The organism is uncultured Succinivibrio sp. (genome assembly GCF_902756765.1).
GTDB lineage: Bacteria > Pseudomonadota > Gammaproteobacteria > Enterobacterales > Succinivibrionaceae > Succinivibrio.
Genome location: NZ_CACVSS010000015.1, coordinates 23,135 through 35,964, shown reverse-complemented (window position 1 = coordinate 35,964; position 12,830 = coordinate 23,135). Strand labels below are relative to the sequence as shown.

The following is a 12,830-nucleotide window of genomic DNA, read 5'->3' as shown; positions in this document are numbered from 1 at the left end:
TTGGCAACTTTTTATTTTGCAATTTTACTTTTAATATCTTTACGGGCTCTCATCCACACGGTTAAAACCGTGGGTTTTCGAGCCAACATAATTTATAAGGAAAAAAGCCTAATCCAGATCCTTAACCATATTCTTTCTGGTCCACTCTGAAAGTGAGGATACACGGCTCTGAGCCACACTCATCTTGGAATCACGTGAAACAGTTCCATCTGATGCCTTTCCCTGTGTTGACCTTTCTCTGATGATTTCTTCACCACGCTTGCGGGCAAATTCCTGATTGAGCGAAAATATACGCTCTCTTTCCTGAATAGACTGTTTCTCAGATAGAGAATTTTGAATTGAATTCTTAACCCGAGCTTCCATCTCACGGGAAATTTTACTTTTGACGATATTACGATGAATCTCAATTCTGCGGGTATCGTAATCATTAATGTAGGATGCTGAAGGAGTCGCGTATTGTTTAGGATAAAGCCAGATGCCAAGACAGCTAGTGAGGATTAACAGAATCATGTACAGCTTGACGAACTGTATTGTATTGTGACTGTATTTCAAAACGGACTCCTATTTATGTCATTCAAACGGAGCGGTATCACCTGCACCGTATCGCTTAATTATTGGCACACTATCTTCAAAAACCACCACGGTGGTTGGATTAGGGGCCAGAACACCACCGTCTACAATAAGATCGGTTATTGAACCGATTTCATCATTTATAGTTACAGGATCTGACTCTGCAAGCTCTCTGTCAGGCAGAATCAGGGTACTGCTCATTAGCGGCTGATCAAGTTCATCCAGAATAGCGCTTAAAATAGCGTTATCAGGAACTCTGATGCCAATAGTTTTCTTTTTTTCATTCATCAGTCTTCTTGGAACCTCTTTGGTTGCAGGAAGAATGAAGGTATATGCTCCAGGGGTATTGTTCTTGAGCAGTCTGAAAACAGTATTGTCAACCTTTGCATAGGTGGAGATTTCACTTAAATCTCTGCACAAAAGAGTGAAATTATGATACTTGTCCACCTGTCTGATTCTGGAGATTCTCTCCATTGCAGCCTTCTGCTCAAGCATACAGCATAAGGCATAAGCTGAATCAGTTGGTAGAACAGCAACACCACCGTCTCTTAGAATCTGACAAATCTGCTTTACAAATCTTACCTGAGGGTTATCAGGATGAATACTTAAAAACTGCGCAGACATACTTTTTCCCCTTGTATCAAATCAATGAGAAACAGCTGTCATATTCAATACGCCACAAGGCAATATCAAACCCATTGAGAACCAAAGGTTCATCAATGAACAACATACTCTCATCGCTGATAAATTATTATGTTTTTATTATATTGAGATAAAAAAATACTCTTTATTCACAACAAAAGATGAAATCTCCTTCATAAAGAGAATTCATCTCTTGCATATATATCAGTATTTTAACACATTTTTATTTGCTATCGTTAGGATCATTCTGTAATGCTGAAGGCAACGAAGCAGTTGACTCAACCACATCAGTAGAATTGTCCTCACCTAATATACTGTTATTGAAAGGATCGTTCTCCTCTTCTACCTTCTCTACAGGAGGCTCTGCAGGCTTCTCATCTACAGAGGAAGATTTAACGATGCTCTTCTCCAGAGACTCCAGATCAACCTTTGAGGTTCTCTCTGGGACAGAAGGCTTTTCCTCTTCTACAGAATCATAATTGATTTCAAGAAGATCAAAAATCTGCTGCAGAGGCATTCTTTCCTGAGGAATTCTTGCTCTCTTGCCGAATACACCGGCAGCTAGCATGTTATAAAGCATAGATTCCTGAACAGTAAGAGCCATTGATGAATTGAGTTCCTGAATCTCAATATCGTCAAATGACCACAGATCCTTGTTAGAATCAAAGACTTCCTTATTTAAAGTAAGACTTACGGCATTTGGAATATAAACACGAATGTTGTTTATAACCGCAAATGAACGCATTTCAATACCTGAAATATAAGTAACCTGTGATCTTGCAACCCATGGAATTCTGCAGATATCCGCAATATTTGAGGATAGAACCAGAATTACTACACCAGGAATATCTGGAATAGACAGAGCTGTGGCCAGATCATCAAACAGCAGAACCTTGCGAGGTTTAATATCAAGCTTGCTCAGTTCACGGATAGGGATGCCGACATCTCTTAATCCACCGACCTTGCTGCGCAGAACATTATCAAGGAAAATTGCTCTGATAGGCTGAGTTGGAGGAACCAGTCCCAGCTGCAGTACATCCTTACGCATAGGATTCAGATCCAGATAATCACGCAGGAAGTTTAGAATCAGTACACGATGGGATTCAAACCATTCGGTATCAACACCGCGAACAGGAATCTGTCTAATCAGCACACCGGAATTGCGGTTCTGACACAGCCAGCGGCAGACATCTACAAAACGGATAAAATCTGCTTCATCCAGACTTGTCAGATAATTGATATTCTCAACCCCGGAATCAATCAGATCAGGAAGCTTGAGCTGAAGAGTGTTCAGACGCATTTCTGCGGTATGATACTCAACCAGGTGACCTGCCCAGGTTGCAATCTGATCAATCTTTTCAAAGACCAGATGAATTGGAACTTCAATAGTACCAATCTCAGGATAAGTCTTTTCAATGAAATCAACTTTTCCTGCAGTTAATTCCTTATGCCAGTCCTCACAGAAAGCTAAAAATTCATCCTTATTTGATAAAACATCTTCATCTTTTGTAGGAGCACCTAGATAAATTCTTACAGGATCAACAACTGATTTTGATTTTACAGAATCACTCAGCCAGTTAATTACCTTATTTCTATATAGTGCGTTTATTTCAGCACGGATGCTGTTGCGTGTTTTCACAGTTTAGCTCCCTATATAAGTCACTTACTTTCACATAAGTAATTATACTAATTTTGCCTGCAACAAATTTGCGCTATATCAAGTAATTAAGAATTAATGGTGAAGGAGAGGGACTTTTGTTACCTTTGTTATCTTTTTAATAACTAAGGAAAAATACAGAGGAATAAGAGATTAGAGCTTACAGAAAAAGAAAAATCAGAGCTTTGTGGCTTCAGCTTTCTTCTGCTGACGTCTTTCCTTAAAGAAATCAGAGAGCATTTTTGAGCATTCATCAGCAAGGATACCGCCAATACATTCCACGCTGTGATTATGTCTTGGGTCTGACATGACATTGAAAACACTGCCGCAGGCTCCGGTTTTCAGATCAGAGGCGCCATAATATACTCTGGCAATTCTGGCATGAATGATGGCTCCTGAACACATACAGCATGGTTCAAGAGTTACATACAGAGACAGTCCCGGCATTCTGTAATTCTTAAGAAGGCTGCCGGCATTACGGATTGCCACCATTTCGGCATGGGCAGAAGGATCATTGTCAGTGATAGAGCGGTTATACCCTGTAGATATGACATTTCCATCTGCATCGGCTATGACACAGCCTACAGGAACCTCTCCGATACTGTAAGCCTCTTTTGCCATATCCATGGCAAAACGCATCAGGTCCTCAGGTGTTTTCTGCAATTTTACCTAAGCCACCGTTATTATTATGCAACCAGACGCTCAGCAATAATTGCACCCCAGGTAAACAGAGTTACACCTAGAGCAACAAATACAGCTGCAGAACCTAAATCCTTAGCACGGCCAGAAAGCTCATGAAATTCAGGGCCAATTCTGTCCACAACAGCTTCCACAGCTGAATTTAAAAGTTCAGTAATCACTACAATCCATGGAGTAACCACCAGAAGCACAAGTTCAACTGCTGAATTAAAAATAAAGAAGGAAGCCACTGTCATAATGGCAGCAAGAACCAGCTCCTGACGGATTGCAGCCTCATTTTCAATACCGGCCTTAAAGCCCTTCATGCTGTACTTATAAGCATTAAAAATTCTTACTAAACCTTTTTTCTGAACTTTAGCCATTTTTTGTCTCCTAACAAAGCCGCATAATTATAACACTACATAGCGGACAAACAATCCAGTTTTACGTTAAGAGAAAGCAAAAAGACCTGTGCAAAAAAGGTCATATTTTTGAATACAAATTTCTTCAAGATACAAAAGTACGTCAAATAGACAATGCAGAATTAGCATTTTTTCTGCAATTCTTTTACCTAGATCATGCAAATAAACACTTTGATACTTAATAATTTTACAAAATAACTATATAATTCTAATGAGAAAAGTATTATTTAAAAAAGAATAAGATATACGGTCATACTTTCGTACCGAATTCAATCAAGCACATGTTGGACTCAATACTCAAATGCAATTAAAGTCAAAGATTATCGCTGCAATTACTGTATGTTTTGTTACCATAGGTACAGGACTGAGCGTATACAATCAAGAGGTTGTGTTGCCAAAGGCTGTCAGCACCCAGTTTAACAACCAGAAAGACTACATAAAGATTATCTATGATGCCGTAAAGAAACATGCATCTGCCATCTCCGAGTCCGAAAAGCAGAAATACGGACCTTTCTTTGCTGACATCAAGGATCGTGCCTTTGATAAATTCCAGGTTGATTCCAATAAGCAGGGGCTGCTTGATTACACTGCTTTCCCCTATTTTGCACAGTCCAATGCAGATGAGCAGTTCTTTGTTACCACTCAGGACATTCCTGATGAGGAGAACTGCCTTGATATGTTCAAGGTACCAAAACAGAGTCAGGATACTGTTTTAAAAAATCTGAAAGCGCTTAACGTCAATATCTCCTCCTACTGGTGCAAGCTTTCAGAGGGTAAAAAGTTTGTTGGCTATAAGCTTCACAACGATGCCGATAAGAATTTCATCTACGTTAAAGTCATAAACGAAAACTACGAGTATAAGGATCTGGATACAAACCAGGCAATCTCCAAGATTGATGTATCAGATATTATCAACAGCGAATCTGTAAACGCCTTTGCGGTGATGGATTCCTCCAAAAAGATTCTTTTATCCTCCTCAGAAAAATTCTCAAGCGATGAGATTTCTGATGAAATGTTCAAAGCAGCAAAAGAGCAGAATGAGATCCAGTTTGAAAACAAGTCTGAAAAGGTTAAGCTTATCACTCTGATATATGATCCTGAGTTTGACGTTTATGTCTCAGTACAGACTCCTAAGGGACTTCTAATCAAGCCAGCTATTACCGGAAATCTGATTCTGATTGGACTCTGTCTGCTTGGCCTGTTCGGACTTTTAGGCTTTGCGCTTAAGAATCTTGATAACCTCAGAAAGGATATGAACGCAATATCCAATAATATAGATGTTGTTTCTACAAATATCCTCTCTGACCAGAGCAAGATGAACGAAATTCTCTCTAAAGTTGACGGTTCAAAGGTTACTTTTGAACCACTATCCAAGATTATCAGTTCAGTAGACAGTCTTGGTCATTCAATCGTTGAAACCGTAAGCGGCAAGATCAAAGAGCTTGAAGAAAAGGATGTTGAGGACTGCAAGAATGCAGCAAAACTGGCCCGTATTGATCTTATTACCACCATGCATCGTGATCTTATGCCTAACGGTAAGAATATGCCAAACTCAAAGTTCCTGGATATCGCATCATTTATTATGCCCTCAAAGGAGAATCCATCTGACTTCTACGATGTATTCAGAGTTGATCAGGATAATATCGGTATTGTCTTTGGTTCATGCTCAAAATCCGATACCAGGACCATCAGTGCAATCAGTACCTGTACCACCTTCGTCCGCAATGCCCTGGTAAACGATACAAAACTTCCTGGTGAAACTCTGACAGCTCTTAACAAGCTGTTCGCCTTAAAGCCTACCGAAGATTTCAACATATCTATCTTTGTCATGATTCTAAGTGAGTTCACCGGTAACTTTATCTACTCTGTTGCCGGCAAAAAGACTCCAATACTGGTTCATCTGCACAAGGCTACTGTTTTAGAGCCAAAACTGATGCAGAGTGAGCTGTGCTCTACCAGGGATACCGTATATATAGACTCAAAGGGCAAGTTCTCATATCTTGATACCCTGGTATTCGTCGGTAAGGGAATTGACTCTGTTGTTAATGACAAGGATGAAGAGTTTGGTATGGAAAAGACTCTTGATATCTGTCAGCTCAAAGCAGATGAATCTGCAACCGATCAGCTCATTGCACTGTATAAAGCCTCTAAGGAATTTACAGGTGACAGAGAGAATGATGTGGATATCTGTGCAATTCTGGTTAAAAAGAATTCCAATAACAAGGAATTTGAAGAAGTTTAAGAGCTTACACTTTCTACTATCAAGGCTCCTGATTAGATCGGAGCCTTTTTCGTTTTAAAATTAAAAACAGAGCCTTTACAGAAGATTTTTTCAATCCACGCTTAAGCTTCAGATGGAAAATTGAATTTCTCTGCCTGAGGACATTCCCAGACCTTCTTCAGTTCTTCCGGAATAACCAGACCAAGACCAAGTTCTCTGAAAGGTCCCTCATGATGAAAATCAGATCCCAATGAAGCCATAAAATCATATTTCTTACACAGAGAGGTCATATAGTTGAGATCATTAGGACTCATCTGTGAACAGCCTACCTCCATAGCTTCACCGCCACAGGATTTAAAATACTCCATCAGCTCTCGAAGCTTGGTATTGGTCATTTCATAACGTCGAGGATGAGCCAGCACAGCTACACCGCCAGAAGCTTTTATGGCATCGCAGGCTACGGAAATATCCGGCCACTGGGTTTTGACATAACAGCTCTTACCTTTTTTCAGATAATAGTTAAAGGCTTCATTGGTATCCTGAGCCTTCCCCATCTCCACAATATAACGGGCATAATTGCCACGGGTAATGGAAGCTCCTTCAGCAGCTCTTTTACGGCATTCCTCATAGGCATTGGCAAAGCCCTGTCGCTCAAGCTTGGCGCCAATCTCACGGGCACGCTCTTCACGGAATACCTTCTGGCCTTCTAGATACTTTAAAAGACTCTGAGATTTTATATCAATGAAAAGCCCCACAATATGAATCTGATAGTTATTCCACATGGTGGAAAGTTCAGCACCGGGAATCAGTTCAAGTCTGCCTTTGGCGGCATCCTGAGCCTCGGTGATACCTAAAACAGTATCATGATCGGTTAAAGCCAGATGAGTCAGGCCTCTATCGCAGGCTCTCTGTACCAGCTCTGAAGGAGAAAGAGCCCCATCTGAAGCGTTTGAATGTGAATGCAGATCGATTTTTGATAATACAGCTGGCACCTATTCCTCACTTAGCATCTCAAGCTCTTCCCATCGCGAGTAAAGAGCATCCAGTTCCTCAACCAGTTTTGCTCTCTCATCACTGATTTCTTTAGCAGTCGAACCGCCGTCAGTATAGATTGAAGGATCATTGAGTTTCTCATCTAATGCAGAAATCTTATCCTCAAGATCTTCAACTCTTGAAGGAATTTTCTCAAGCTCATGCTTCTGGGTAAAGGAAAGTCCTGAGGATTTCTTTTCAGAAACGGCAGCATCTACTCTGACAACACGGCCTTCGGTACTGTTCTTAGTCTCAGTAAGTTCCTTTTCTGCTCTTGCCTTCTGAACTCGCTCATAGTAAGCCAGCACATCCGACCAGCCACCGATTACCGACTCAATTTCACCATTGCCGTCGAATACCCAGGTTTCAGTAGCAACCTTATCAATAAACTGACGGTCATGGCTGATGACAATCACAGTACCTTCATAGTTGGCAATCAGATCCTCTAAAAGTTCTAGTGTTTCAAGATCGAGATCATTGGTGGGCTCATCCATAATCAGAAGATTAGACTTCCTGGCAAAGAGTCTGGCCAGAAGCAGACGGTTCTTCTCACCACCGGATAAGACTCGTACAGGACTTCTGGCACGACGGCCGGTGAACAGGAAGTTGGCAAGATAAGAGATTACATGTTTGCTCTTACCGTTGATGGTAACCTCAGTATGTCCATCAGCAACATTATCTGCCACACTCTTGTCCAGATCCAAAGCTTCGTGGTACTGATCAAAATACTGTATCTCAAGATTAACTCCGGTTTTGATTTTACCCTGGGTAGGTTTAATCTGGCCGAGCAGAGTCTTGATAAGAGTTGTCTTGCCGGCACCGTTTGGACCGGTGATACCGATACGGTCACCACGCATAACCGTGGCTGAGAAGTTTTTGAAAATGGATTTACCGTCAAAGCTTAAGGAAATATCCTTAATCTCATAAATAAGGTTACCGCTGCGGGCAGCCTCATTTGCCTCCATAATCACGTTGCCGAGTCGGTCACGACGGTTGGCACGGACCTCACGGAGATGTTTCAAATCACGAACGCGACCTTCATTACGGGCAAGACGGGCTTTTACGCCTCGTCTGATCCAGGCTTCCTCTTCAGCCAGAATCTTATCAAATTCGATATTGGCAAGTTCTTCCTTTCTTAATCTTTCATCACGCAGCTCAATGTACTTTGAGAAACTGCCTGGATAAGAATACATAAAACCACGGTCAAGCTCCACAATTCTGGTTGCACAGCTGTCAGCAAAGGAACGGTCATGAGTTACAAAAATAATGGTACCGTCAAACTTTTTAAGCTCTTCTTCAAACCAGATGATAGATTCAATATCCAGATGGTTGGTTGGCTCATCTAAAAGCAGAAGCTTTGGCTCTGAGGTTAGAGCTACCGCCAGCGCAGCCTTGCGACGGTTGCCTCCGGAGAGGTCAGCAAGCGGAGTATCAGGCTCAAGACCAATTCGGTTTAAAACCTTTTTTATAACCGCATCCTTGGCCCAGCCGTCATGCTTATCGATAAAGGAGGAAAGCTCCATCTGCTCATGAGGGTCGGTGCTGCTGAAAAATCTGGCTAAAGCCTCGCCCACGACAGGAACGCCGGTTGCAGCAAGAGAGTATACAGTACCTGACTCATACTTTGGAGGATCCTGATGCAGAGCTGCAATCTTAAGACCATTCTGAATGATTATGCGGCCGGAATCCAGTTCACGACTGCCTTCAATCAGAGACAGCAGAGTGGATTTACCGGTTCCGTTACGACCAACCAGACAGATTCTCTCGTTTTCTTCAACACTGAGATCTGCCCCGTCTAAAAGTTTATCTGCACCGTTAGTAAGATGAGCATCAATAATTGATATCAGACTCATTACAGATCCTTAATTCCGTCAGGACCGAATACACGAGGCTTACGTTTAGGAGTTCTGCTCTTAGAACCAAAACCACGGTTGTTATCCTTGCGATCCTTGGAGAATCTGCCGCTCTTACCTTCATCAAAACGGTTTCTGCGTAGAGAGCCATCGTTGAACTCAGAATCTGAACGGGTAAATCTGCCCTGCTTCTGAGTCTTGTATGAGGAGCTTGAGGTCTTGGCGTTACCCCAGACCTTATTGGTCAGAGTCTCTCTTACAGACTCTTCATAATCATTTCTGTCGGTGTAGTCATGGAAGGTCTCGTTCTTGGCGGTAAGACTCTTCTGCCACTTAGGAGCAGATTTTCCTGAGGTCATTGGCTCAGGCTGTTTGTGCATCTCGGCTCTGGAAAATACCAGGCGATAGCAGGTGTGAATCTTCTTGTCACGAGCAAAATCACGAGGCAGAGTCTTCTCTGAGATGTTTTCAAAGCTGAAACCATACTCGCCAATAGACTCATCGAGGCTGAAGCCTCTCATATTGGTACAGAAGATAACCTCACCGCCATCCTTGAGATGACGTGTAAGATTTGCAAGCAGTGCCACATGGTCTCGTTTTACATCAAAGGAGGATTCCATTCTCTTTGAATTTGAGAAGGTTGGAGGATCGATATAGATTAAATCGAACTTCTCCTCCTGATCCTTTGAAAGCCAGGCCAGACAGTCTGCCTGAATAAAATCGGCATTCTCCAGTGACAGAGAATTGAGCTTGAAGTTATCCATACCCCAGTTTAAGTAGGTATTGCTCATATCAACTGACACTACACGGGAAGCCCCGCCTAAAGCAGCAGCAACTGAAGCTGAACAGGTATAGGCAAAGAGGTTGAGTACAGCCTTATCCTTTGACTTTTCACGGATAAGTTTTCTGATAAGTCTGCCGTCTAAGAACAGACCGGTATCAAGATAATCATAGAGGTTTACCTTGAATAAGGCATTATCCTCATTCACGGTCATAAATTCTCCACGAAGTTCTTCAGACTTTTCATACTGTCTATCTCCAGACATAACCTCGCGGCTCTTTAGAATTACCTTATCTCCGCTTACGCCTGCGACCTCCACGGTAGCACTCAGCATATCCAGCTCATGACGCTTGGCAACTCTTGGATTAACCTTGGAAGGTGCCTTGTACGCCTGAATTACATAGTAGCCGTTATAGAAATCGATAGCAGCGGCATACTCAGGGACATCGGCATCATAAACACGATAGGCATTGGTATTCACGTTTTTTGCCCATTTCTGCATATAGGCAAGATTTTTCTTCAGACGATTTGCGAAATCGGTGGCTATGGCCAGATTCTTCTCTTCTTTTACACTAAGAGTCTCTGTCTCATTGATATCGAATACTCTGAGCTGACACTCAAGCTCACCGTTATAGAGCTTGTAAACCTTGTCGGCATGAAGACGCATACAGGATAAAAGCTCTGCAGAAGTTGAGATAACAGCAGCTCTGGCTCCCTTGAAATAGTGTTTGAAACCGGCACCAATCTGAGTATAAAGAGAGATAAGCTCATTGAAGTTACCCATTCTCTTTCCGTATGGAGGATTGGTAACAATAGTAACCTTATTCTCGTTGGTAAATGGATTGTAAAGATTCTGAACATTGCTGTGGAATACCTTTACAAGATCAGCAAAGCCTGCCTTCTGAGCATTTTCATTGGCTATGGTTACAATTCTGTCATCAAGGTCAAAACCGATAATCTGAATGCCTTTGACAACAGCAGCCTCGATACCTTTTCGGCTGCGCTCACGGGCATCTTCTACAAGCTTGAGCCAGATATCCTGGTCAAACTGCTTTAGAGCAAAGAACCCAAAATGCTCACGGCGAAGACCAGGAGCAGTATCAGTTGCAAAGGAAGCTGCCTCAAATAAAAGGGTTCCGGAGCCACACATAGGATCAAGGAAATTCTCGTTGTTGTAGCCAGAACGCTTAATCATGGCTGCAGCCAGATTTTCCTTTAGAGGAGCCGCACCGGTACCACGGTGATACTCTCTCTTTAAAAGAGCCTTGCCTGACAGATCTAGAAGAATATTGGCACTGCCCTTCTTGTCCAGATGACAGTTGATGACCACATCAGGATTATCCTTATCCACGTCAGGTCTTCCGCCTAAGGTCTTCTGCATACGGTCACAGATGGCATCCTTGACCTTCAGGGCTCCGTACTGGGTATTGCGAATTGAGGAATTGGTTCCGGAGAAGCTTACTGAAATAGTATTGCTCTTATCAAAGTATTTTTCCCAGGCAACACCGTTGGCACCGATATATAGTTCAGTGTCGGTCTCGCAGAAAAACTCTGATAATTCAAGTAAAATTCTGGATGCGAAACGGGACCACAGACAGGCTTTCATACCTGTAGTAAAGTCGCCTTTGAAGGATACACCAGCTACGGTTTCCTTCGCATCCTTAGCACCTAAATCAATAAGTTCATTAAGTAAAAGACTTTCCAATCCCTTAGGACAGGTCGCAAAAAAAGATAATGCCATGAATATAATGCTCCATTAAAACTGACTACATTATACTTGCATCTACCTTTTTTATGTGAAATTTTTTGTGTTCTCGCCTAGAAAACAGATGGGAAAAGAATGTGAATAGGCACCAGTACAAACAGAAATTTAATATTGTATTTGGTGAATTTTCTCAGGTAATACAGAGGTCTTGAACCATCCACCTTCATATAGGCCTTAAGAGAAATCAGGCTGGCCATTGAGGCAACACATGTACCCATACCTCCTACATTCACGCCCTTGAGCAGACTGTCTGAATCCATTGCAAACTCTGCCAGCATTACAGTCGCCGGCACATTGCTGATAATCTGTGAGAGCGACAGAGAAACAAAGTACTCATAGTTTTTAACAAAGTGATGAGCCACATCCGCAACCATGGCATAGGTACAGATATTACTTACAAATATAAACAGGAAGACAAACAGGAGTAGAAGCTTATAGTCAGCCTGACGGAACATCTTTCTATCCACCACGGCAACAGAACAAACTACAATCCAGGCCATGGAGTAGACATCAATGATTCTTAATACAGCCATCAGACACAGCACAAACAGCATAATAAAAGCTACAGTTCTAAAGGGCTTGAAAGGGGTTGTCAGCTGTTCTTTGAGCTTTAACGGACTTTTGTCTATAAACAGTGTAAAGACATATAAAAGTACAGCACATACAATAAAGACAGGACCGGTGACTTTTACAAACTCTAAAAGATCGTAATGATAGAAACTGTATATAAAAAGATTCTGCGGATTACCAACCGGGGTGAGCATACTGCCGGCATTTGCTCCAATAGTCTGCAGAGAGACAACAGGAATAATCAGATCATCTCGGCCTAAATCCTGAAGCGCCTTAATGGCCAGTGGCACAAAAATAATCAGAGCCACATCGTTGGTTACGGCCATAGAGAAAAAGAAACAGACAAAGATAAACAGTCTTGAAAGGGATCTGGCGTCGTATACAAATATGAAGCACTTCTTGTACAGGTAATCTAAAACGCCGAGCTTTCTGAAACCGGCAACCACAATCATCAGGCAGAACAGCAGAACCAGGATTCTGAGATTAAGACCTTCCTCAATTCGACTTAAGGTTACATTAGGTCCGAAAGATGAAATTACAGCAAGAATAAGCGCAAAGTTAAGATCAAGATTCTTTTTAAAATAAGACAGTAAAAGCTTCATATCACACACCAGAAATCAGTGTGCAAAGTATATAGCA

General features: G+C 41.9%; 10 protein-coding genes. 1 reads left to right on the top strand and 9 read right to left on the bottom strand.

Annotation, left to right across the window (positions count from 1 at the left end; genetic code table 11):
- Window positions 1-108: 108 nt before the first annotated feature.
- From QZU45_RS03695 to QZU45_RS03675, 5 genes are all read right to left on the bottom strand, one after another.
- Window positions 109-552, bottom strand: a complete 444-nt coding sequence (locus tag QZU45_RS03695; protein ID WP_295351754.1) for a hypothetical protein — start codon at window positions 550-552, stop codon at window positions 109-111.
- Between the two features lie 18 nt (window positions 553-570).
- The gene (locus QZU45_RS03690; RefSeq protein ID WP_295351752.1) at window positions 571-1,194 is read right to left on the bottom strand and encodes an L-threonylcarbamoyladenylate synthase; all 624 of its coding nucleotides are present in this window, start codon (window positions 1,192-1,194) and stop codon (window positions 571-573) included.
- A gap of 241 nt (window positions 1,195-1,435) precedes the next feature.
- Window positions 1,436-2,851 carry a DUF3322 domain-containing protein gene (locus QZU45_RS03685; RefSeq protein WP_295351750.1) on the bottom strand — a complete coding sequence of 472 codons (1,416 nt, stop codon included), beginning with the start codon at window positions 2,849-2,851 and terminating at the stop codon, window positions 1,436-1,438.
- A 195-nt stretch (window positions 2,852-3,046) separates the two neighbouring features.
- Window positions 3,047-3,532: a tRNA adenosine(34) deaminase TadA gene (tadA, locus tag QZU45_RS03680; protein ID WP_295351748.1), complete on the bottom strand. Its 486-nt coding sequence runs from the start codon at window positions 3,530-3,532 to the stop codon at window positions 3,047-3,049.
- A 23-nt stretch (window positions 3,533-3,555) separates the two neighbouring features.
- A complete protein-coding gene (locus tag QZU45_RS03675; RefSeq protein ID WP_295351746.1) occupies window positions 3,556-3,930 on the bottom strand; it encodes a diacylglycerol kinase in 375 nt (124 codons plus the stop codon).
- Window positions 3,931-4,270: 340 nt separating this feature from the next.
- On the opposite strand from QZU45_RS03675, the gene QZU45_RS03670 reads away from it, so the two are divergent.
- Window positions 4,271-6,211 carry a SpoIIE family protein phosphatase gene (locus QZU45_RS03670; protein ID WP_295351744.1) on the top strand — a complete coding sequence of 647 codons (1,941 nt, stop codon included), beginning with the start codon at window positions 4,271-4,273 and terminating at the stop codon, window positions 6,209-6,211.
- Window positions 6,212-6,312: 101 nt separating this feature from the next.
- Here QZU45_RS03670 and QZU45_RS03665 read toward each other — a convergent pair whose 3' ends face one another.
- The 4 genes from QZU45_RS03665 to QZU45_RS03650 form a co-directional block, all read right to left on the bottom strand.
- Window positions 6,313-7,182: a PHP domain-containing protein gene (locus QZU45_RS03665; RefSeq protein WP_295351742.1), complete on the bottom strand. Its 870-nt coding sequence runs from the start codon at window positions 7,180-7,182 to the stop codon at window positions 6,313-6,315.
- Window positions 7,183-9,075 (bottom strand): ATP-binding cassette domain-containing protein, encoded by a 1,893-nt coding sequence (locus tag QZU45_RS03660; RefSeq protein ID WP_295351739.1) that lies wholly within the window; start codon window positions 9,073-9,075, stop codon window positions 7,183-7,185.
- Window positions 9,075-11,597, bottom strand: a complete 2,523-nt coding sequence (gene rlmKL / locus QZU45_RS03655; protein ID WP_366925482.1) for a bifunctional 23S rRNA (guanine(2069)-N(7))-methyltransferase RlmK/23S rRNA (guanine(2445)-N(2))-methyltransferase RlmL — start codon at window positions 11,595-11,597, stop codon at window positions 9,075-9,077. Before rlmKL ends, QZU45_RS03660 begins: the two co-directional genes overlap by 1 nt.
- 77 nt (window positions 11,598-11,674) lie before the next feature.
- Window positions 11,675-12,793, bottom strand: coding sequence for an SLC13 family permease (locus QZU45_RS03650; RefSeq protein WP_295351736.1), 1,119 nt, complete (start codon window positions 12,791-12,793; stop codon window positions 11,675-11,677).
- Between the last annotated feature and the right edge of the window lie 37 nt (window positions 12,794-12,830).